Annotated in this window: 20 protein-coding genes; all 20 read left to right on the top strand. The window is 30.1% G+C overall.

Annotated features, from left to right (window positions below):
• Nucleotides 1–11 precede the first annotated feature (11 nt).
• Entirely contained in the window at nucleotides 12–1,697 is a 1,686-nt protein-coding gene (locus Q4487_RS09750; protein WP_100894373.1) for a hypothetical protein, read from the top strand.
• A 2-nt stretch (nucleotides 1,698–1,699) separates the two neighbouring features.
• Entirely contained in the window at nucleotides 1,700–2,785 is a 1,086-nt protein-coding gene (locus tag Q4487_RS09745) for a hypothetical protein (RefSeq protein ID WP_303539643.1), read from the top strand.
• Nucleotides 2,761–3,306, top strand: coding sequence for a dTDP-4-dehydrorhamnose 3,5-epimerase (gene rfbC / locus Q4487_RS09740; RefSeq protein ID WP_303539646.1), 546 nt, complete (start codon nucleotides 2,761–2,763; stop codon nucleotides 3,304–3,306). The genes Q4487_RS09745 and rfbC overlap by 25 nt, the downstream gene beginning before the upstream one ends.
• A complete protein-coding gene (rfbD, locus tag Q4487_RS09735) occupies nucleotides 3,303–4,082 on the top strand; it encodes a dTDP-4-dehydrorhamnose reductase (RefSeq protein WP_303539648.1) in 780 nt (259 codons plus the stop codon). The genes rfbC and rfbD overlap by 4 nt, the downstream gene beginning before the upstream one ends.
• A 27-nt stretch (nucleotides 4,083–4,109) precedes the next feature.
• Nucleotides 4,110–5,510, top strand: coding sequence for a UDP-glucose 6-dehydrogenase (locus Q4487_RS09730; protein ID WP_303539651.1), 1,401 nt, complete (start codon nucleotides 4,110–4,112; stop codon nucleotides 5,508–5,510).
• A 51-nt stretch (nucleotides 5,511–5,561) separates the two neighbouring features.
• Nucleotides 5,562–6,683 carry a GDP-mannose 4,6-dehydratase gene (gene gmd / locus Q4487_RS09725; RefSeq protein ID WP_303539653.1) on the top strand — a complete coding sequence of 374 codons (1,122 nt, stop codon included), beginning with the start codon at nucleotides 5,562–5,564 and terminating at the stop codon, nucleotides 6,681–6,683.
• Between the two features lies 1 nt (nucleotide 6,684).
• Nucleotides 6,685–7,773 (top strand): GDP-L-fucose synthase, encoded by a 1,089-nt coding sequence (locus tag Q4487_RS09720; protein ID WP_303539655.1) that lies wholly within the window; start codon nucleotides 6,685–6,687, stop codon nucleotides 7,771–7,773.
• A gap of 40 nt (nucleotides 7,774–7,813) precedes the next feature.
• Nucleotides 7,814–8,860 carry a dTDP-glucose 4,6-dehydratase gene (gene rfbB, locus Q4487_RS09715; protein WP_303539657.1) on the top strand — a complete coding sequence of 349 codons (1,047 nt, stop codon included), beginning with the start codon at nucleotides 7,814–7,816 and terminating at the stop codon, nucleotides 8,858–8,860.
• 11 nt (nucleotides 8,861–8,871) lie between these two features.
• Nucleotides 8,872–9,729, top strand: a complete 858-nt coding sequence (gene rfbA, locus Q4487_RS09710; protein WP_303539659.1) for a glucose-1-phosphate thymidylyltransferase RfbA — start codon at nucleotides 8,872–8,874, stop codon at nucleotides 9,727–9,729.
• Between the two features lie 13 nt (nucleotides 9,730–9,742).
• The gene (locus Q4487_RS09705; protein WP_303539661.1) at nucleotides 9,743–10,645 is read left to right on the top strand and encodes an NAD(P)-dependent oxidoreductase; all 903 of its coding nucleotides are present in this window, start codon (nucleotides 9,743–9,745) and stop codon (nucleotides 10,643–10,645) included.
• Nucleotides 10,646–10,655: 10 nt separating this feature from the next.
• Nucleotides 10,656–12,092 carry an NDP-hexose 2,3-dehydratase family protein gene (locus Q4487_RS09700; RefSeq protein WP_303539663.1) on the top strand — a complete coding sequence of 479 codons (1,437 nt, stop codon included), beginning with the start codon at nucleotides 10,656–10,658 and terminating at the stop codon, nucleotides 12,090–12,092.
• Between the two features lie 11 nt (nucleotides 12,093–12,103).
• Nucleotides 12,104–13,066 (top strand): Gfo/Idh/MocA family protein, encoded by a 963-nt coding sequence (locus Q4487_RS09695; RefSeq protein WP_303539665.1) that lies wholly within the window; start codon nucleotides 12,104–12,106, stop codon nucleotides 13,064–13,066.
• Nucleotides 13,067–13,114: 48 nt separating this feature from the next.
• Nucleotides 13,115–14,206, top strand: a complete 1,092-nt coding sequence (locus Q4487_RS09690) for a glycosyltransferase (RefSeq protein ID WP_303539667.1) — start codon at nucleotides 13,115–13,117, stop codon at nucleotides 14,204–14,206.
• Nucleotides 14,193–15,290, top strand: a complete 1,098-nt coding sequence (locus tag Q4487_RS09685) for a glycosyltransferase family 4 protein (protein ID WP_303539670.1) — start codon at nucleotides 14,193–14,195, stop codon at nucleotides 15,288–15,290. The genes Q4487_RS09690 and Q4487_RS09685 overlap by 14 nt, the downstream gene beginning before the upstream one ends.
• A gap of 2 nt (nucleotides 15,291–15,292) precedes the next feature.
• A complete protein-coding gene (locus Q4487_RS09680) occupies nucleotides 15,293–16,384 on the top strand; it encodes an SGNH/GDSL hydrolase family protein (protein ID WP_303539671.1) in 1,092 nt (363 codons plus the stop codon).
• The gene (locus Q4487_RS09675; RefSeq protein ID WP_303539673.1) at nucleotides 16,384–17,649 is read left to right on the top strand and encodes an oligosaccharide flippase family protein; all 1,266 of its coding nucleotides are present in this window, start codon (nucleotides 16,384–16,386) and stop codon (nucleotides 17,647–17,649) included. The genes Q4487_RS09680 and Q4487_RS09675 overlap by 1 nt, the downstream gene beginning before the upstream one ends.
• A 186-nt stretch (nucleotides 17,650–17,835) precedes the next feature.
• Nucleotides 17,836–18,966 (top strand): O-antigen polymerase, encoded by a 1,131-nt coding sequence (locus tag Q4487_RS09670; protein ID WP_303539675.1) that lies wholly within the window; start codon nucleotides 17,836–17,838, stop codon nucleotides 18,964–18,966.
• A 321-nt stretch (nucleotides 18,967–19,287) separates the two neighbouring features.
• Nucleotides 19,288–20,523 carry an O-antigen ligase gene (locus Q4487_RS09665; protein WP_303539677.1) on the top strand — a complete coding sequence of 412 codons (1,236 nt, stop codon included), beginning with the start codon at nucleotides 19,288–19,290 and terminating at the stop codon, nucleotides 20,521–20,523.
• 4 nt (nucleotides 20,524–20,527) lie between these two features.
• Entirely contained in the window at nucleotides 20,528–21,076 is a 549-nt protein-coding gene (locus Q4487_RS09660) for a putative colanic acid biosynthesis acetyltransferase (RefSeq protein WP_303539679.1), read from the top strand.
• Complete coding sequence (locus tag Q4487_RS09655) at nucleotides 21,066–22,295, top strand: WcaI family glycosyltransferase (RefSeq protein ID WP_303539681.1); 1,230 nt, start codon at nucleotides 21,066–21,068, stop codon at nucleotides 22,293–22,295. Before Q4487_RS09660 ends, Q4487_RS09655 begins: the two co-directional genes overlap by 11 nt.
• The last annotated feature ends 1 nt before the right edge of the window (nucleotide 22,296 follow it).

The raw sequence follows: 22,296 nt of genomic DNA, 5'->3' as shown, positions 1-22,296 counted from the left end.
GAAGAAGAAATATGAATAAGATAATAAATACAACCAGAGCACAGGAGTCTACAAATGCCATAGAGCGTTTGTATATAACAATGAGACACTTGTTTAATAGAGGATTTTACAAGCCAATGGGTGTTTCAGGAGAAACACTTCGTAATGCATTGTTACAACTACGACCAGAGATTTATGGTTCTGTAGGAGAAGAAAAATCAGAATTAAACGGTTTAACATACGTTTTAGAACGTCTTCCAGAGGGGATAGAACAGTGTAGATACATAAATTTAACTTCAGATGAAGGTTATGGAGAATCTCACTTTAAAGCTATAATTCCGGCGAAAAGAAGAAGAGATTGTTACCGTATAGATGAAGATCAAATGAATATTGTAATTACCAGAGGAAGATCTGATATTTATGATATTCTAACACACTTAACTTTTTTGTTTATAGAGTCCGAAAAGATATGCAAACGTGTATTAATTGAAGATACAAAGAAAACAATAAGAGATTGGACTAAGTTAGAAACGGCTTTAGAGTCTGATGAGTTATCACAAGCAGAGTTAGAAGTAGCATTAAGTTACACTGCAAATATACTGGGAAGATCTTTTGTAGAGGTTAAAGCAATGCACCAAGTATTTGCTACAAAAGAAAACCCAGAAAAGTTTTTACGCACCATTTATTGGATGGGTAAACTTGCTATAGAAGAAGAAACATTAGGTGATAAAAGAATAATTACATTTAGTCCTGTTTTACGTGAGCGTTTAGGTCATCATATTCACGGAGATTTATGGGCATTAACCATTAAAGAGACTTTAGAGGCAAACGGAATTTTACACAGACCAATACACATTATTAGTGCAAATATGCACAGTGTAATGAACTCTTTATTTGCTAAAAAAGCATTGGCTAAAGAGTATCCAAATTCAAAAGATAGTTTAGAAATTTACGAAGATTTAAGTAAGTCTAAAAATGATAAACTAAGGGCTAAAGTTACAGCTTACGCTAAGAAAAACGGAATGATTTCTTTGAACGATACATCTGGAACAAATATTGATGTACAGATTTTTGATTCGGCTAAGTTTGGAGATAAAGCATGTTGTTTTGATCTTCCAAAAGGATTAAAAGACGATGAAAAACCTGTTATTTTTGTAATGGATTATGCATTTGGAGAACAGGCTTACGAAACTATAGATGAGCTTTTAAAACCTTATGAAAAAGAAGGGGTTAAGGAGTTTTTAAATGTTGAGTCGGTTTCTATCATGGGTAAAGCCGGAATTTTAGAAGGTGGCAAGGGCGATATTATGATTGCTACTGCTCATATTTTTGAAGGAACAGCAGACAATTACCCTTTTAAAAATGAACTTTCTGCTGCCGATTTTGAGGGGCACGGATTAAAGGTTTTAGAGGGTACAATGGTAACCGTTTTAGGTACGTCATTGCAAAATAAAAATATATTGCAATTCTTTAAAGATTCTACTTGGGGTGTTATTGGTTTAGAAATGGAAGGAGTTCACTACCAAAAAGCAATTCAGGCTGCATCTAAAATACGTAAAAGTATTAAAGAAGATGTTAAAGTGCGTTATGCATACTATGCTTCAGATAATCCTTTAGAAACAGGAAGTACATTGGCGTCAGGAGGTTTAGGTACAACGGGAGTTAAGCCAACTTATTTAATTACAGATAAAATATTAAAACAATTATTTAATTCATAATAATGAGTAACAACCAGCAACCACAACAATCCTCAGAAGAGATAGATTTAGGTCAGTTATTTCAGCTAATAGGGAATGCTTTTAAAAAATTATTTGTTTTTATAGCAAGTATATTTAAAGGAATTTTTCACGTTATGATGTTGTTTTTACTATTTATTCAAAAGCACTTTGTAAAATTTGTAATAGCCGGAGTTTTAGGTATTGGTTTGGGTATATTTTTGGATATCAAAAATGACCAAAAATACATATCTAGTATGGTAGTAGAGCCTAATTTTAATAGTGTGCAACAGCTATACAATAATGTTAGTTTTTACAATGAACTGGCTAAAGCAGAGGACTCTATTACTTTAGCTAACGCACTTAAAATTACAACAGGTGAAGCTGCTAGTATCAAAAAGTTTGAAATAGAATCCTATTCAGATGAAAATCAGAAAGTTTTATTGTTTGATAAGTTTATAAGGGAATTAGACTCTACAACTGTTAAAAATTTGGATTTTGAAGCTTACTTGGAAAATTTTAATACGTTTGATGCTCGTTTTCATAAAATAAGTTTAGTTAGTACAAATAGTATTGTTGCTAAAAAAGCACAACCAGCTATTGTTAAATCTATTTCTAGTAATACTTATTTTAAGGAACAGAAGGCTACAAATGATAAAAATATTGGCTTTCAAGAAGAGATATACAATCAGCAATTAAATGAAATTATTTCGCTTCAAGAGTTATATAAAGATGTAATGGTTAAAGAAGCCTCAAAAGAAATAGGAGGTACTAACATTAGCTTGGCAGATAATGGAGGAGGAAAAAATAAAGAGATAGAGCTTTTAAAGGAACGAGATGAATTAAAGCAAAAAATAGTAGCTTTGAATCTAGAAAAGGCCAATAAAGCTACGATTCTTAATGTAATTTCTGATTTTCCAACAAGGGGATCCAAGTTAGGTGGAATTGAAAATCAATATAAGTTTTTGTTGCCTATGTTACTAGTATCCATATTGTTAGTGTTTTTGTTGTTGTTAGAGCTTAATATAATATTGAAAATATATAAAAGTAAGAATGAAGAAAAGTCATGGAAGTCAAAAACACAGGACTAGAAGGGTGCTTAATTTTAGAACCAATATTATTTAATGATTCTAGAGGTTATTTTTTTGAAAGATATAATAACAATCGATTTAATAAGGTTTTAGGTCAAAAAGTTAATTTTGTTCAAGATAATCAATCGTTTTCATTACGGGGAGTTGTAAGAGGCTTGCATTTTCAAAAGGGGAATTTCGCTCAGGCTAAATTAATTTATGTCTTAAAAGGTGTTATTTTAGATGTGGTGGTAGATTTAAGGCCCCATTCTAAAACCTACGGAGAATATTTTTCAGTTGAATTGTCTTCAGAAAATAAAAAACAGTTATTTGTACCAAAAGGTTTTGCTCATGGATTTTCTGTTCTTAGTGATACTGCTGAGGTTTTGTATAAGTGTGATAGCTATTATAACAAAGAATCTGAAGGTGGTATAATATACAACGATGCAACTTTAAATATTGATTGGAAAGTTAGTCCCGAGGAAATTAAAGTTTCAGAAAAAGACTTGACTTTACCAACATTGAAAGAGCTTTTGGTATGATTAAAATTTTAGTAACTGGAGCAAATGGTCAATTAGGGCAGTGTATACAAGTGTTAAAGAACGCTTATTCTAATTTAGAATTCACTTTTTGTAATTCGGATGAACTGGATATAACCGATAGAGAAAGATTACAACTTTTTTTTGATAAAAACGAGTTCGACTACTGTATAAACTGTGCTGCATATACCAATGTAGAACAAGCAGAGAAAACTCCAGAAAAGGCCCATTTTATTAACGGGGAGGGAGTTAAAAATATTGCAAAAGAGTGTAAAAAGCATAACGTTATATTGTTTCATATATCAACAGATTATGTTTTTGATGGAGGAAAAGGTTCTCCTTATGTAATATCGGACATAACGAATCCTATTAATGAGTATGGAAAGTCCAAATTAAAGGGGGAAAACTATATTAAAGAAATACTAGAAGAATATTTTATCGTAAGAACATCTTGGTTGTATTCAGAATTTGGACATAATTTTTATAAGACCATTTTGAATAAGGCTAAAATGGGAGAAGATTTAGTCGTTATAGATACTGAAACAGGTTGTCCTACAAATGCAAATAATCTAGCAAAATATATTTTGGAATTAGTTAATTCTAATAATAAAAGTTTTGGTGTAAAGCATTTTACGGATAATAAACCAATGACTTGGTTTGGTTTTGCCGAGGAAATTTTAAAAAATAATCAGTTAGATAAGACTACAAAGCTTGTAAGGGCTAATAATTATCGTAGTTTTGCTAAAAGACCTAAAAACAGTACACTTTTGTGTAACTAGTTTAGGTTGCAATAAAAAAAACAGAAAGTGATAAAAAAGATTTGTTGTATAGGAGCAGGATATGTTGGGGGACCTACAATGGCTATTATTGCCCAAAAGTGTCCAGATATTGGAATTACAGTTGTTGACTTAAATCAGAAACGAATAGATCAGTGGAATGATCCTGATGTGTTTAATATCCCGATATACGAGCCCGGTTTATCTGATGTGGTTGCAGAGGCAAGAGGAAGAAACTTGTTTTTTGATACAGACATTGATAAAGCTATTGACGAGGCAGATATGATTTTTATTTCTGTAAACACGCCAACAAAAACCTATGGAAAGGGAAAAGGTATGGCTGCGGATTTAAAATATATTGAGCTATGTGCAAGACAAATAGCACGCGTAGCTACGTCCGATAAAATTGTGGTTGAAAAGTCGACTTTACCAGTTAGAACTGCGCAAGCAATTAAAAATATATTAGACCACACTGGTAATGATGTTAATTTTGAAATACTATCTAATCCAGAGTTTTTAGCGGAAGGCACGGCTGTTTCAGATTTAACCAATCCAGATAGAGTGTTAATAGGTGGACAACAAGAAACTGAAAAAGGAAAACAAGCAGTACAAGCTTTGGTGGATGTTTATGCTCACTGGGTGCCTAAAGATAAAATTTTAACCACTAATTTATGGTCATCAGAATTATCTAAACTAACTGCGAATGCCTTTTTAGCGCAAAGAGTATCTTCTATAAATGCTATGAGTGAGCTTTGTGAAATTACAGGAGCAGATGTAGAAGAAGTTGCTAAGGCAATAGGAATGGATAGTCGTATTGGTTCAAAATTTCTAAAATCATCTGTCGGTTTTGGTGGCTCTTGTTTTCAAAAAGACATTCTAAACTTAGTTTATATAGCTAAATCCTATGGTTTAAACGAAGTAGCAGATTATTGGGAGCAAGTTATTACTCTTAATGACCATCAAAAAAGAAGATTTGCACATAATATTGTTAAAACGCTATATAACACTGTTTCAGATAAGAAAATTGCATTTTTAGGTTGGGCGTTTAAAAAAGATACAAATGACACTAGAGAGTCTCCTGCAATATATGTGGCAGAGGAATTACTGTTAGAACAAGCCAAAATATCAGTTTGGGACCCTAAGGTAAAAGAATCTCAAATCTATGTTGATGTTAATTATTTGGGGTCTATTGAAACCGATGAGGTAAATAATAGGTTAGAAGTCAGTGATAATGCATATGAGGCTTGTAAAGACTCGCACGCTATTGCTATTTTAACAGAATGGGAAGAGTTTGTTGCATATGATTGGCAGCGTATTTATGATAATATGCACAAACCAGCCTTTGTTTTTGACGGCAGAGGAGTGCTAGATAAAAATAAGCTTCATGAAATTGGTTTTGTATATTACAGAATTGGCGAGGGTAATAGTTAAGACTAATTTATATACAATTATAACACAACTATAAAATAATACACCATAACTATGTCAGACAAGAAAGTAGCTTTAATAACAGGAGTGACGGGCCAAGATGGCGCATATTTAAGTGAGTTTTTATTAAAAAAGGGATACGAAGTACACGGCTTAAAAAGAAGGTCTTCTTTGTTTAACACAGATAGGATAGACCATTTATATCAAGATCCTCATATAGAAGATAGAAATTTTATTCTGCATTATGGTGATATGACGGACAGTACAAACCTAATAAGGTTAATACAAGAGATACAGCCAGATGAAATATACAACTTGGCAGCAATGAGTCACGTACACGTATCTTTTGAGGTTCCAGAGTATACAGCCAATGCAGATGGTATAGGAACCTTACGTATATTAGATGCAGTACGTATGTTGGGTTTGTCAAATAAAACAAGAATTTATCAAGCATCAACTTCAGAGTTGTATGGAAAGGTCCAGGAAGTTCCGCAGTCAGAGACTACTCCTTTTTATCCAAGAAGCCCTTATGCTGTGGCTAAAATGTATGCATATTGGATAACAGTAAATTACAGAGAGGCTTATAATATGTATGCATGTAATGGTATTTTATTTAATCATGAATCACCTATCCGAGGAGAAACATTTGTAACTCGAAAAATAACAAGAGCTACAGCTAAAATAGCGCTAGGACTGCAGGATAAATTTTATTTAGGGAATTTAGATGCAGAGCGAGATTGGGGGCATGCTAAGGATTATGTTCGAATGATGTGGATGATATTACAAGCAGATGAGGCAGAAGATTGGGTAATAGCTACTGGTAAAACTACAAAAGTTAGAGAGTTTGTAAAAATGAGTTTTGCAGAAGCGGGCATAGAGTTAGAGTTTAAAGGAAGTGGTGTAGACGAAAAGGCTTATGTTGTAAGATGTAATAATCCAGAATACCAATTAGAAATAGGTAAAGAGGTATTAGCAGTAGATCCAAAATATTTTAGACCAACAGAGGTAGAGCTATTAATTGGTGACCCAACCAAGGCAAAGACAAAATTAGGGTGGACAGTAGAGTATGACCTTCCAGATTTAGTAAAAGATATGGTACAGAGTGATTTAAAATTAATGCAAAAAGAGCAGTATTTAAAAGACGGAGGTTACCGTATTTTAAATTACTTTGAGTAGTATGGATAAGAGTTCAAAAATATATATAGCCGGTCATAGAGGTCTTGTAGGTAGTGCCATAGTTAAAAATTTAAAGAGTAGGGGATATCATAATTTAGTAGTTAAAACTCATAAAGAGTTAGATTTAACTAATACAGAATCAGTGTCTGATTTTTTTAAGACAGAGAAGCCTCAGTACGTATTTTTAGCAGCAGCCAAAGTAGGAGGTATAGTGGCTAACAATACCTACAGAGCAGATTTTATTTATGAAAATCTGATGATCCAGAACAATGTAATCCATCAGTCTTACAAACACAATGTAGAGAAGTTGTTATTTTTAGGTAGCACATGTATTTATCCAAAAAACTGTGCTCAACCAATGAAAGAGGACTATTTATTAACAGATACATTAGAATATACCAATGAGCCATACGCAATAGCAAAGATAGCAGGTATAAAAATGTGTGAAAGTTACAACCTACAGTACGGTACTAACTTTATTTCTGTAATGCCAACAAATTTGTACGGTCCTAATGATAATTTTGATTTAGAGAAGTCACACGTTTTACCAGCATTAATTAGAAAAGTAGCCTTAGGTAAAGCATTAGAAGATAAAAACTGGGATTATATCAGTTCAGATCTAAACAAGTTACCAATAAAAGGTATAAACGGATCTGCCTCTAAGGAAGAAATAGAACAAGTTTTATCAGACTTTGGCGTGGTGTCAAACCAATCTAAAGCTAGTGTAGAGATTTGGGGAACCGGTAAGCCTAAACGAGAATTTTTATGGTCAGAAGATATGGCAGATGCGTGTGTGTATATTATGGAGGAAAGGGATTTTGGAGATGTAGTAAAGGACATTAAAGAGGTAAGAAACACTCACATAAATATAGGAACTGGTGAAGACGTAAGCATAGCTCAGTTAGCCCAATTAATTGCAAAAACAGTAGGTTATAAGGGAGATTTTGTTTTTAATACAAGTAAGCCCGATGGAACAATGAAAAAACTAACAGATGTTACCAAACTTAATAATTTAGGTTGGAAACATAATGTTAATTTAGAGCAGGGTATTAATTCACTATACAACTGGTATATTGTGAACATTAATTAGTTAGAAAAAGAAAATAACAACATTAAGATAATAAAGGATTATGAAAATACTTGTTACTGGTGGAGCGGGCTTTATAGGATCTCATGTGGTTAGGAGATTTGTGCAGTCATATCCAAAATATCATATTTATAACGTAGACGCCCTAACGTATGCTGGTAATTTAGAGAATTTATCAGATATAGAAGGATTGCCAAATTATACGTTTATAAAAGGCGATATTACAAATGAAGAATTTATAAATAGTATTTTTCAAAAATATAATTTTAATGGAGTTATTCATTTAGCAGCGGAATCACATGTAGATAGATCTATTTCAGACCCTATGGCTTTTGTAAAAACAAACGTTATTGGAACCGTAAATTTGCTTAATGCTGCCAGAGATTATTGGAAAAATGACTTACAAAGTAAACGATTTTATCACATCAGTACTGATGAAGTGTACGGTGCTTTAGGTGAATCGGGTTTATTTACAGAGTCTACGGCGTACGATCCTAATTCGCCCTACTCAGCCTCTAAAGCAAGTTCAGACCATTTTGTAAGAGCATACGGAGAAACATATAAGTTGCCTTATGTAATTACCAATTGCTCTAACAATTATGGGCCAAATCATTTTCCAGAAAAGTTAATTCCACTATTTGTTAATAATATAATAAACAATAAGCCATTACCTGTTTATGGCGATGGTAATTATACTAGAGATTGGCTGTATGTAATAGACCATGCCAGAGCTATAGATTTAGTTTTTCATAAAGGCAAGAATACAGAAACGTATAACATAGGCGGATTTAACGAATGGAAAAATATCGATTTAGTAAAACTATTGTGTAAGCAAATGGATTCTAAATTGAATAGGCCTATTGGTGAGAGTGAAAAATTAATTACTTACGTCAAAGATAGACCAGGTCACGATTTGCGTTATGCTATAGACGCATCAAAAATTAATAAAGAATTAGGTTGGGAGCCATCTGTAACTTTTAAAGAGGGCTTAGAAAAAACAATAGATTGGTATTTGTCAAATAAAGAGTGGTTAAAAAATGTAACTTCAGGTAAATATAAAGAGTATTATAATATTCAATATAATAATTAAAACCCTATATAATGAAAGGAATTATTTTGGCAGGTGGTTCAGGAACAAGACTTTATCCTTTAACGATAACAATTAGCAAGCAATTATTACCTGTATATGACAAACCGATGATTTATTATCCTTTGTCAATATTAATGCTAGCTGGAATTAAAGATATTTTGATTATATCAACTCCATTACATCTGCCCTTACTTAAAGATTTATTAGGTGATGGTTCAGATTTGGGTTGTTCTTTTACATATGAAATACAGGAAAGACCAAATGGGCTAGCCGAAGCTTTTATAATAGGAGAATCTTTTATCGGGAGTGATAGTGTAGGGTTAATTCTAGGAGATAACATATTTTATGGGTCAGAGTTGCCAAAGCTGTTAAAATCAAAAATAAAACCTAAAGGAGGGGTTATTTTTGCGTATCCCGTTGCAGACCCTCAAAGATACGGAGTTGTAGAATTTGACAAGGATTACAAGGCATTGTCGTTGGAAGAAAAACCAATGGTTCCGAAATCCAATTATGCGGTGCCTGGTTTATACTTTTACGATAATGATGTAATTGAAATAGCTAAATCATTGAAGCCAAGTAGTCGAGGTGAATTGGAAATTACTGACGTAAACAAAAAATACTTAGAAAGAGAAAAATTGGAAGTGGGACTTTTGAGTAGGGGTACGGCTTGGTTAGATACAGGTACCTTTGATTCATTGCACGAAGCATCTGAGTTTGTTAAGGTAATTGAGAAAAGGCAAGGTTTTAAGATTAGTTGTATCGAAGAGATAGCATATAGAAGTGGCTATATTGATGAAGAACAACTAAACAAACTGGCTTTAAAGTATGGGAAGAGTGGTTATGGAGATTATTTAAAAAATTTGATTTGAATATCTTGAGTTTATGGAAAAAGTAAATAAAGTTATATTTTTCGGGTGTAATGGATACATTGGTAGCCACATCGTTAGTGATTTAAAATCAAAGAACTATTTTATTTCTGGATTTGATGTGAATGATAATTCCTTTATTAGTGACTTAGACAGTTATGGCAAAATAGATATAGTTGAAATAAAAGATTTAAAGAGAATAAATTTTGATGTAGACTTTATTTATTATTTTTCAGGTATTACAGGAACTCATATATCTTTAGAAAATTTTGGAAAATTTATAGATGTTAACGAAAAGGGCCTACTAAACTTGTTAATGTGTATAAAAGAGCAAGGAGTACGGCCAAAGATTATTTTTCCATCTACTAGATTAGTATACAAGGGAGTTAGTAACATTTCTTTATCTGAAACTGCTGAAAAAGAATTTAAAACAATTTATGCTTTAAATAAATTTCATAATGAAGAGTGTTTAAGAATGTTTGGTAATTATTATAATATTCCTTTTGTAGTTTTTAGAATAGGTGTTCCATATGGAAATATATTAAGTGAAGATTATTCTTATGGCACTCTAGGTTTTTTCTTGTCTCAAGCTAAAAACAATAAGCCAATTACTCTATATGGAGATGGAAAGCTTAGGAGAACTTTCACCTATATTTCGGATATATCACATCAGATAATAAATGTTTCAGAATTAAAAGTGAGTAATTTTGAAACTTACAATATAAGCGGGGAAACATATTCTTTGCTAGAAATAGCTAGCCTTATTTCAGATAAATATGAAGTTGGTATAAAACATACTGAATGGCCAAAATTAGCACTAGCAGTTGAAAGTGGAGATACTATATTCGATTCATCAAAAATAGATGAACTTGTAAGACCTAACCAAATTTCACTTCTTAAGTGGATAAATAATCTTTAATGTAATAAAAGTGAATCATATATCTAAACAAAGAGAAATTGAATTTTTATTTTTAAAATCAGCTTTAACTCTGAATAACCCATTTAATTCAACAGAAGATATTTTAAATTGGGTAAAAAAAAGAAACGATCAGGTAAACGTTAGTATTAAAAGAATTGCTTTCGATGAGATGAATAATTGGAGTTTAGATAGACAAAATGGATCTGTTGTTCATAGTTCTAATAAATTTTTCTCTATCCAAGGTTTAGAGATTAATACTAATTATGGTCAGAGAAAATTTTGGGATCAACCAATAATTAATCAACCAGAGATAGGTTATTTAGGATTTATCACAAAAGTGTATAATGGGATTCTTTATTTCTTAATTCAGACTAAAATTGAACCGGGAAATGTTAATTATGTTCAGCTTTCGCCGACCATACAGGCAACAAAAAGTAATTACACTAAAGTGCATGGAGGAAAGACTCCAAATTATTTAGATTACTTTGTTAATGCAACTAGTGAAGAAATATTAGTAGATCAATTGCAGTCTGAACAAGGAGCGCGATTCTTTAAGAAGAGAAATAGAAATATAATAATAAAAGTAAATAAAGATATTAAACCTTTAGAGGATTTTAGGTGGCTAACGCTAGGTCAAATAAAATTTCTAATGGGAAAGGATAATATTATAAATATGGATACTAGAACAGTGATTTCAGGTATTTCATTTGGAGACTACTCAGCTAAAACGATTGATTTCTACAATATAATGAATGGGGATAAAAGTTCAATTGGATATAAAATGCTAAGATCTGCATTAGTGCAGGATAAATCGTTGTTCTCATTTAATCAAATTATTTATTGGTTAACTGCTAAAAAAGTTAAATACGACTTGTCTATAAATAAAAAGTCCATAATGAATTTAAAGCACTGGAAAGTGACTGATAGAGTTATAGAACACATAGATAATCGTTTTTTTAGAGTTATTGGAGTAAATGTTGAAATTGGAAATAGAGAAGTCTCTTCTTGGGATCAACCACTTATTGAGCCATGTGATAAAGGTATTTGTGCTTTCATTATAAAGGATATTGATGGAATTATTCATTTTCTAGTACAGGCTAAATTGGAAGCGGGAAATTTTGATGTTTTAGAACTAGCACCTACCGTTCAATGTAGTAGCGCGTACTCTAAAAATAGTAAGGAAAAGGAGAGAATCCCATTTTTAGATATAGTGCTAAATAAAAGTAACAAAGTTATTTTTGATACTTATCAATCAGAAGAAGGTGGAAGGTTTTATAGAGAACAAAATAGGAACATTATTGTAGAAGTAGGTGATACTTTTTCAAATGAAGTGCCAGAAAATTTTACATGGTTGACTTTAAATCAGTTAAAAAAGTTTATAGTGTTCAATAATTATGTGAATATTCAAGCACGTAGTTTAATTTCAGCTATAACATACTTAAATTAAAAATATTAATTATGAATTGGGGAATTTTAGGTTGTGCAAATATTGCTATATCATCTGTTATACCTGCTATTTTAAGAAATGACAGTACTGCTAAGATTACATTATCTACCAGAAATTTGAATAATGTAAAAGCAAAAACCAGGCATCTCAAATGCGATATAGTCGAAGGATATGATAATTTATTAAATACAGAAAATATTCAGCTTGTTTATATTCCTTTGCCTACAGGACTACATTATCAATGGGTTAAAAAGGCAATTGAATTAGGTAAGCATGTATTGGTAGAAAAATCAGCAACCAACAATTATATAGAAGCGCAAGAACTAATAGCTCTTGCTAAGAAAAAAAATGTTGCTGTAGTTGAAAATTTTCAATTTCAACACCATTCTCAACATCAATATATTTTTAATTTAATAAATAATAATGAAATAGGAGAAATAAGATCTTTTAGAAGTTCTTTTGGCTTCCCTACATTTGATAGAAGTTCAAACATAAGATATAAAAAAGAGTTAGGAGGAGGCTCCCTTTTAGATGCAGGTGCATATGTGTTAAAAGCTTCTTCTTTTATAATGGGTAATGGTTTTGAAGTTAAGTCCGCTTTTTTGAAAATGAATAATGAGTTGGATGTAGATTGGTTTGGAGGTGCTTTTTTGGTTAATAAAGAAAAAGATATTTTTTCAGAAGTAGCTTTTGGTTTTGATAATTTCTATCAGTGTAACTACGAAGTATGGGGAAGTAAGGGGAAGATAACTTCAACTAGAGCTTTTACTGCTAAGGCAGATTTTAAACCTACAATTATACTTGAAAAGCAGGGCTATAAGGAAGAAATTGAATTGCCTAAGGATGATCATTTCGTTAATATGATTTCCTATTTTATTGATTTAGTTTCTACAAAAACTTTTGATAAAGAATGGGATAATTTGTTAATTCAATCAAAATTAATTGAAGATGTCCTTAGGTTAAGTAAAATTTAAAATAACAATGAATGTTTCCTTATTATTAAGAATAACTTTATTATCTAGATGAAAGAATACATAATATTACAAACTGTAGCTCCAGATTATAGGGCAAAGTTATATAGTTATATAAAAAAAGAGTTTGGCGATAAGTTTGCAGTTTATGCTGGTCTTGAATATTTTGAAACAACAGTAAAGACAGATACTGGTATATCTGGTTTTAAGGAAATTAAGAATTATTTTTTATTTAAAAGATCTTTTTTAATACAAGGCGGTATGTGGCAAGATGTTTTAAAATGTCATGTTTTAGTAATGGAAATGAATCCAAGGATAATTTCCAATTGGATTGTTTTAATTATACGAAAAATATTTAAAAAGAAAACAATATTGTGGGGACATGCATGGCCACGATCCGGAAGCCATAGCAAATCAGATAAGCTTCGGAAAATAATGAGATATATGGGAGATAGCATCATTGTGTATACTAAGTCTCAGAAGCAAGAATTAGTTAGTGCAGAACCGCACTTGAAAGTAAATTATGCGCCCAACGCACTATATTTTAAAAATGAAATGAATGTTAATTTGATAGAGAAACAAGGCATAAATAATTTAATATATGTTGGAAGGCTTACTAGTTCAAAGAAACCTAAACTTTTATTAGAGGCTTTTTTTAAAGCCTTACCAGATTTAAATAAAAGTGTGAATTTAATTTTTGTAGGAGATGGTGAAGAGAAAAAAAGTTTGGAACAGTATATCATTGATCACAAGCTTGAAGATAGGGTGATTTTAACAGGTCATATATCAGATTACAAAAGGCTGTCAGACTATTACTCAAAGTCACTGTTTAGCGTCTCTCCAGGATATATAGGTTTATCTGTTACACAAAGTTTTGGTTTTGGAGTGCCAATGTTAGTTTCAAAAAATGAAAATCATTCTCCAGAAATAGAGGCAATTATTGAGAATGAAAATGCACTCTATTTTGAAACAGATAATTTGGAAGATTTTAAAGATAAAATCTTATCTATATATAAGGAAAAAGAATGTTGGATTGACAAACGTTATCAAATAAGCGAAACATGTAAAGAAAACTATTCAATAGGCTCTATGGGGGATACATTTATTAAACTCTTTCACGAAAATAAAAATGAATACAAATAAAAAAGACATAAAAGTATTACTTATAGGTCCTATTTCTCCCCCAGTAACTGGTTGTAGCATCGTAAATGATTTGGTTTTAGCTAAATTAAATGAAGAGCAAGTATTTGATGTTATGCATATTAATAGGGCTTACCCGAAGTTCAATGAAGCAATTGGGGAATTTTCAATCAAGAAATTTTTTTTTTATGTACGTCAGTATTTTCAAGCTTTTAAAATATTTAGAGCTGACATAATATATGTAGCTATAGGATTAACTTTTTTTGGAGTTCTAAAGGATGCTCCTTTTATTTTGTTATCAAAAGTTTTAGGGAAACAAGTTGTTATCCATGTACATGGCAATTACTTAAAGACACAATATAATCTGCTTTCTGGTTTTAAGAAAAAACTATTTCATTATATACTTTCTAAAGCAGATAAAGGTATTGTATCTTCAGAGTTATTGAAAGGTAATCTAACTCCTTTTTTAAACGAAGACAGAATATACTGGATACCTTACTTCGTGGAGAACACATTAAAAGATATTAAAGAAAAGGATATTGTTAACATAGAAGGCTTGAATATTCTATTTTTAAGTAATTTAATGGAGGGCAAAGGTATTTTTGATGTACTTGAAGCTCTAAAAATACTGAATGACAAAGAAATTGTATACAAGGCAAAAATTATTGGGGGTATAGACCTAGAGCATAAGAATAAAATATTTAGCTATTTAAACTCTAATCCAAACATAGAATATTTCAAGCCAGTTAGAGGTCAGGAAAAGATAGATGCTTATTTAGCTTCAAATGTTTTTGTATTACCTACTTATTATAAAATGGAAGGTCAGCCTATTGCGTTATTAGAAGCTATGCTTACTGGTCATATTGTAATAACTACTGATCATGCGGGAATACTAGATATTTGTACAAATAAAAACGGATATATTGTTAATAAAAAAGATCCAGAACAAATAGCAGAAAAGCTTGGAGAGATAGGAACTGATTTAGAAAGTTACAAAGATATGATGATTAAAAACCATCATTATGTAAAGAGTAACTATAAACCTGAAGATTTCATAAATAAACTTTCTGAGATTTTAAAGAAATAGTTATGATAAAAGGAGTTCTAAAATATTTTGTAATCTGTTTTGGGTTACTAATTAATTTGTCTTCTGATATTGATGAGTCTAGAAAAACTTGTATCCAAGCTAATAATATTTTTCTAGGGATAGACTCTTTGACAGAAGGGGCTGGTGGCAGTTCTTATCGGGACTTTTTTTTTTTAAATTCGGACCTTCCTAGGGTTGGCTATCTTCCAATTAATTATGCTGATATTAAAGCTTTAGGAATAAGTTCCTTTGTATCAAAAGGGATGAAATGGTTTTCATCAGATTTTACATATGGTACATTTCCTAAAAGGCTAAGCGTTGATGGTAAAGGATTATTCACGAATAATGGTAATAATGATAAATGTATTTTATATATTTCTAAGTTAAATTATAATAGAAAAATAAGACTTTATTATTTAAAACAGCCAGATGGAGGAACCTTTAAGATTTCAGTAACACGAAATAAAAAAGACTCAAAGGGCTATTTTATTAATACGGAATCTAAGAGTCTTGGAATTGGTTATGTCGAGATTTTTAGTCAAAATTCTTCAAGTCTCAATGTTTATAATATATATGGTAAAGTAGCTCTTTTTGGAGTTTACTTTAAAAATGAAAGTTGTCAAAAAGATATTGTAAATTCTTTAGCTAAAGGTGGAGTGAAAATGAATGATATAGCTAATCTAGATAGGGATTTTAGAAGGGAATGGTTTAGAATTTTAAAACCAACGCTCTATATTTTGAATGCAGGTATGAACGATAGAAAAACAGTTAAACCTAGAGTTTTTGAAAGAAACTTAAAAGACTATATTGCAGATATAGGATACGGCGCTCCAAATTGTAAAATAATCCTAGTTGAACCTAACGAATCAAAGGATTATTTGAATACTTTTATGCCAAAATACAGGGAAATTCGCTGTCATATTTCAATGATTAATTCGCAGGTTTTCTATTATTCTATACCTGAGAATATAGGTGATTATAGTTTTTTTAAGAATAAAAATTTAATGTTGGATGATCAGCATCCTAATAAAAAGGGAAATATAATTGTAGGAAAGGCATTGTTTACTTTTTCAAAGAAACTAAATAGTAATTAATGAAACTGATAGACAAGATATTTGAATTATTAAAGGATAGAGATAAAAAAATTGTAGCCCAAAATTTTTTGTCATTACTAGTTTTACAAGGTGCAAATTATATCCTCCCGTTATTAATATTGCCTTTTTTGGTACGTACGCTGGGAGCTGAAAAATTTGGGCTTGTAATGTTTGCTCAGTCATTAGCTATTTTTTTGACAGTTTTCGTAGATTTTGGTTTTAATATAAGTGGTACAAGAGAAATATCATTAGCACGAAATAATAAAACAAAAACAGGAGAAATATTTTTGGCTGTAATGTTTATAAAAGTAGCTTTAATAGTAATTGCATTTGGCTTACTTTATATAATAGTTAACACTTATTCTAGGTTTAGTATTGATGCAGAGGTCTACTTGTATAGTTTCGGGGTTGTTATTGGGCAGGCACTATTTCCTGTTTGGTTTTTTCAAGGTATAGAAAAAATGAAAGTAGTGACATTTATCAACATTTTGGCAAAACTAATATTTACACTATTGGTTTTTATTTTAATAAAAGAAGAGTCAGATTACTATAAAGTCCCTATATATAATTCGTTAGGATTCATTGTGTCTGGATGTATTGGTTTTGTGATGGGTTTTAGATATATTAATTTTAGAATTCCAAAATTCAGCTTAATTAAGCAGTTATTTAGAGATAGTTCTAGTTTGTTCGTTTCAAATTTTGCGACAAGTCTATATACTGCTAGTAATGTTTTTATACTTGGTTTATTTTCAGGAAATATTATTGCTGGCGTATACTCTAGTATGGAGAAACTTATTTTAGCAGTTAAAAATGTATACGTACCGTTATACCAAGCATTATATCCATGGGTGGCAAGACAAGAAGATGATAAAAAGTCTCAAATTATTAAAAAATTAATGCCACCTGTTTTTTTAATAAGCACTATTATAACGGTAGTAATTTTGTTTTTTGCAAGTGACATTTTATCTATTGTTTATGATGATACTTTAATAACAAGTTATGGTAATGTATTTAAAATTTTAAGCTTTATTTCTGTATTTTCAGGCTTAAATATGTTATATAATATGTTATATTTTCCTGCAATAAAGCGGTATAAAGTGAGAATGAATATATTAATTTTTGGCGGGTTATTTAATGTAATAATGAATTTAATATTTGTTCAGTTTTTTGGAATTTATAGTATGGCGTTTGTAGTTACATTTACAGAGTTAATTTTAGTTATTGTTGGTTATTACTATTTTAGAAAAATAAATAAACGTTTTTGATTCTAAGAAGTTTTTATTATTGCTGTTTTATTTAGAATTATTAATATTGGCAAAGGTCTCTAAAAAAATATGATATTATTAATAGTTATACTATTTATCGAATTATTTTTGATTAAAAGAATAGTAAAGTTTTATTTACTTAGTCAGATACACTTGTACTTATTATTCTATATAATATCAATTAGTTTGTCTGTTGTATACTATTATTTTTATGATTATAAAATATCATTATTTGATCTTGACTCAATTCAAAGTAAATTCTTTTTAGAAGCTATAAAATTTCATATATTAGGATTAGTTGCATTTTGTTTTGGAGTACTAATATATTATGATTTTGTAAGTAAAAAAACCAAGAGATTTTTTAATCAGTCTTTTTCCAAAGTTCTATTTGTTAAATATAAATTACCTAACAAAATTAATGGTGTTCTTATAAGTCTATTTGTAATAATAATTATTCTTTATGGGTTAACATATGGTAGCCAAATATTTTACAGAGAAACATATTTAATAGATAAAAGCAGAACTCTCCAAACATTAAATAAATTGCTAGGTTTTGTTTCCACTGTTTTATTGGCAATGTTATTTGATAAAAAGAAGTTGTTAAGTATATTAGCTTTTTTAGTTATACTTATTTTTGCAACAGGTACAGGCTCTAGAATTTCATTTCTATACTTAGTTATTTACGTCATTTTAATTTTTCAATCTAAAGGAGACACTTTAAGAAACAAAATTACTTTGTTTGCAAATTTAATTGTAGCTTTTTTCTTTCTTTCATATATAATGACCCTGCGCGGATTGGAAAGTCATGGTATCTATCCTTATATTTCTAGTCTGTTTAGTGCTCAAAATAAATTATATGATAGTATTAAGTTTAACGTTTATTATTCATTTATATTTGGTGTTTTTGTTTCTGCAAAAACGATGGTTTTAAATGAGTCTAATTGGGGTAATATTATAGTCAGCTTAAATCCACTTACCGGTAATATTGCAGGGTGGTATGATATAGCAGGAAAAATGCGTATTTATCCAATAGTTCCCTATTCATCTAATGGAGAGGTTTTTACGATGGGATACTTTTTTACTTTTATATTTTACTCTATTTTAGGATGTATAGTTGCTTATTTCGATTTTAAAACTAGATTGTTTTTTTCAATGGGTAAAAGAATGCAGGGTTTCTTAGTTGTTATCTTGTTTGTAATGTACATTGTATATTCCTTTGAGTACAACTTGAGATCATCTTTTAGATACATCTATTACACTTATATATTATTATTATTCCTAAAGCTTAGGATTAGAAAAACAAAAAATGTGAATTGAAAGTTCTATTTTAAAGATTAAAGTTTTAAATAAAATTTTTCAAACGTAAATTATTATTTACTCTAGTATTTATAGCTTTGTGTTGTTAACAGTAAAAGAATCTTGGATTAGAGAATATTTTGATTTAAATTTACTCTTTTGGCTTCAGTATTTCATGCTTATAATCTTATATAAAATCTATTGTTTTGCAACCTTTTATTTTTTGGTTGCATAAGTTTATCTATTAGTATATCGCATGTCATATTTTATAGAAAGTATTTAGGTTTCTTTGTAGGAAATGTCTAGTTTAGTAAGGCGCAAAATTTGTTATTACAAAAGTTAATGTTAAAATCTAACAATAAGGAATTTATTTTCAATCTAGCAAATAGATTGTTTTTTCTATCAATAATTGCATTTTCATTATTTCCTTTAATTCCAGCAAAGTTTAAAGGAGCGCCAGTTGTAATTTTGATAGGATCTTCCATTTTTTCAATTATACATAAAAAGGAAAAAATTAAAGGATTCAAATATGCTCTTTTGTTTTCTTCTGTTTTTATAATATATTTAATCAGTTTATTCTATAGTGATAACTTAGGAATTGGGTTTAGAAAAATTGAAACAACATTATCCTTATTGCTGGTGCCTTTTGCTTTAGAATCAGTTTATTTAGGCTTAAGACCCAAGGAAGAAATTAAGCGAAAATTCCTTAATCTTTTTATAATATCCACTACCCTATATTCTGCAAGTATAATTCTTTATTTTGCTCATCTTGGTTTTTTTTCAGGAGAAAAAAGTTTAAGTTATTGTTTGTCTTACTTAAACGGGATGTATTATCTAAGCGAGCACCCTATTTATGTCTCTATGTTAATAGCTGTGACAATTATTTTCATATTTAATGTTTTTTTAAAGCAAAACTATATACTTAGATTATTGCTTTTGATAGGTTTAGTGATAAATATTTATGTTTTGTTTCTATTAATTCGGAAAGGAGTAATAATTGCATTATTGTTTTCTTTTGTATGCTATCTTTTTTACAAGAGAACAAGTCCAAGAAAGGTAAATTATAAGGTAATAATAATAGGTGTAATACTCTTTCTTGTTGTTTTGTTTAATTTAAAAAGTTCAATTATAAAGAGATTTTCGGAATTAATTTTACCAGAGACATATGAAGTTGTAAATGAGAACAATTCTACTAGTATTAGGTATTCAATATACAAATGTTCATTTAGTGTAATAAATAAGAAATTACTTTTTGGACAGGGAATAGGTGATACAAAAGATGCATTAATAGAATGCTATAAAGGAAAAGCAAAAATACTATCAAAAAATAAATATAATACCCATAATCAGTATTTAGGGGTGCTTTTGAGCATAGGCTTTCTTGGTTTGGTAGTTTTTTTACTTCAACTCTTTTTTTATCTCAAAAAGTCTTTATCGGAAAATGATACTTTATTTTTTCAAATTCTAATATTCTTTATAATTCTCTTTTTTACTGAAAATATATTAGAAAGGCAAACTGGTGTGATTTTTTTTTCCTTTTTGTCTAACTATTTTTTTTACGATAATTCAAATAAATAATCATATGCAGGACTTGTCAAAGTATAAAACTCCAATCAATTTTAGAGGAAGATCGAAATTTATTGTGCAATTATGGTGGGTAATTCAAGCCGTTTTTGTTAAGCCTTCTCCTCAACTTATGTATGGGTGGCGTAGATGTTTATTAAGGCTTTTTGGAGCTCAAATTGGAAAAAATGTTATTATTAGACCTTCAGTTAGTATTACCTACCCGTGGAAAGTTAAAATAGGTGATAATAGTTGGATTGGTGATGATGTTGTGCTATATTCTTTAGGGGAAATTTTTATTGGAAACAACACTGTCGTTTCTCAAAAAAGTTACATTTGCACCGGATCGCACGATCATTCAAAGATTGATTTTCCAATATATGCTAAAAAAATAATTATTGAAGATGAATGTTGGTTAGCAACAGATGTCTATGTCGGACCTGGTGTAACAATTGGGAAAGGTACAGTAGTTGGAGCAAGAAGTAGTGTTTTTAAAAATTTACCTAAAGGAAAAATCTGCATTGGCAGTCCTGCAAAGGTTATAAAAAGAAGAAATATTGAGTACTAAAATAACCCTAATTGGAATAAATTTTTATCCGGAAGACACAGCTATTGGTTTATATTCAACAGAAATGGCAGATTATTTGTCAAAAAATGGTTTTTTTGTTGATGTAATCACTGGCTTTCCTTACTATCCCCAGTGGAAGATCAATCCAGAGTATAGTTCGTATAAAAATTTTATCGTTGAAAAAAGAAATAATATAAATATTTATAGGTACAAACAGTATGTTCCTATCAAGCCAAACTTTTTAAAAAGAATAATCCATTTATTAGATTTTACATTTGGAAGTCTTTTTAATTTAAAAAAAATTAGAGAGACTGATATAATTATAGTGGTAGTTCCCTTTACATCTGGTATCTTATTGGGCTGGTTACTTAAAAGAAAAACGAAAGCAAAACTATGGATTCATGTACAGGATTTTGAATTTGATGCTGCTTTACAAGCAGGAATTGCTAAATCAAATAAAACTGGAATAACAAAGAAAGTAATTTTTAATATTCTGTTTAAGTTAGAGAAATGGTTGTTCTCAAAGGCAGATGTGGCAAGTAGTATTAGTTTTTCTATGCTCGATAAGCTTAAAAAAAAGACGGACGCTCTTACACCTATACACTATTTCCCAAATTGGATTGATGTCGAAAAATTTAAAGAGGTTAAAAATGAAAAACACTCTTATTTAAATTCCACAAAGTTTAAAATATTATATTCCGGTAATATTGGAGAAAAACAAGATTGGGAATTTTTTATTAGATTCATCGGTTTACTTAACTCTGATGAAGTAGATGTTGTTGTTGTTGGTGACGGCTCTAAAAAGGAGTGGCTTTTGGAGAACATTAAAAAATATCATTATGTGAATTATTTTTCACCAGTACCTTATAATGAATTACCAAACCTTTTAAATAGTGCAGATTTACATATATTATTTCAGAAGGAAGATATTTTGGATACGGTAATGCCTTCTAAGTTGCTTGGAATGATGTGTAGTGGAAAACCATCTTTAGTAACTGGGAATCCAGAGTCGGAAGTTAAAAAAATTATAGATGAAAGTAAAGGAGGTATTTATGAATCAAAATCAAATGTTGAAAGGATAATGAATGAGTTAGAGATTCTTATTAAGAATAAGCATAAGAACAATGAGATGGGGAATAATGCAAAAAGCTATATTTTAAATAAATTTCAAAGTCAAAATATTCTGAAATCTTTTGCTAAAGAAATCAAAAACATATAAC

Origin of the sequence: Cellulophaga sp. 3_MG-2023 (genome assembly GCF_030546975.1) — a bacterium.
Classification (GTDB): Bacteria; Bacteroidota; Bacteroidia; order Flavobacteriales; family Flavobacteriaceae; genus Cellulophaga.
This window is presented reverse-complemented; position numbering and strand designations above follow the sequence as displayed.

What these genes read in the sequence shown, in the direction of transcription:
- Q4487_RS09705 (WP_303539661.1), top strand. Translation starts at nt 9,743, where the DNA reads ATGGAAAAAGTAAATAAAGTTATATTTTTCGGGTGTAATGGATACATT.
- rfbC (WP_303539646.1), top strand. Translation starts at nt 2,761, where the DNA reads ATGGAAGTCAAAAACACAGGACTAGAAGGGTGCTTAATTTTAGAACCA.
- Q4487_RS09750 (WP_100894373.1), top strand. Translation starts at nt 12, where the DNA reads ATGAATAAGATAATAAATACAACCAGAGCACAGGAGTCTACAAATGCC.
- gmd (WP_303539653.1), top strand. Translation starts at nt 5,562, where the DNA reads ATGTCAGACAAGAAAGTAGCTTTAATAACAGGAGTGACGGGCCAAGAT.
- Q4487_RS09695 (WP_303539665.1), top strand. Translation starts at nt 12,104, where the DNA reads ATGAATTGGGGAATTTTAGGTTGTGCAAATATTGCTATATCATCTGTT.
- Q4487_RS09720 (WP_303539655.1), top strand. Translation starts at nt 6,685, where the DNA reads ATGGATAAGAGTTCAAAAATATATATAGCCGGTCATAGAGGTCTTGTA.
- rfbA (WP_303539659.1), top strand. Translation starts at nt 8,872, where the DNA reads ATGAAAGGAATTATTTTGGCAGGTGGTTCAGGAACAAGACTTTATCCT.
- Q4487_RS09745 (WP_303539643.1), top strand. Translation starts at nt 1,700, where the DNA reads ATGAGTAACAACCAGCAACCACAACAATCCTCAGAAGAGATAGATTTA.
- Q4487_RS09690 (WP_303539667.1), top strand. Translation starts at nt 13,115, where the DNA reads ATGAAAGAATACATAATATTACAAACTGTAGCTCCAGATTATAGGGCA.
- Q4487_RS09675 (WP_303539673.1), top strand. Translation starts at nt 16,384, where the DNA reads ATGAAACTGATAGACAAGATATTTGAATTATTAAAGGATAGAGATAAA.
- Q4487_RS09680 (WP_303539671.1), top strand. Translation starts at nt 15,293, where the DNA reads ATGATAAAAGGAGTTCTAAAATATTTTGTAATCTGTTTTGGGTTACTA.
- Q4487_RS09660 (WP_303539679.1), top strand. Translation starts at nt 20,528, where the DNA reads ATGCAGGACTTGTCAAAGTATAAAACTCCAATCAATTTTAGAGGAAGA.
- rfbB (WP_303539657.1), top strand. Translation starts at nt 7,814, where the DNA reads ATGAAAATACTTGTTACTGGTGGAGCGGGCTTTATAGGATCTCATGTG.
- rfbD (WP_303539648.1), top strand. Translation starts at nt 3,303, where the DNA reads ATGATTAAAATTTTAGTAACTGGAGCAAATGGTCAATTAGGGCAGTGT.
- Q4487_RS09685 (WP_303539670.1), top strand. Translation starts at nt 14,193, where the DNA reads ATGAATACAAATAAAAAAGACATAAAAGTATTACTTATAGGTCCTATT.
- Q4487_RS09665 (WP_303539677.1), top strand. Translation starts at nt 19,288, where the DNA reads ATGTTAAAATCTAACAATAAGGAATTTATTTTCAATCTAGCAAATAGA.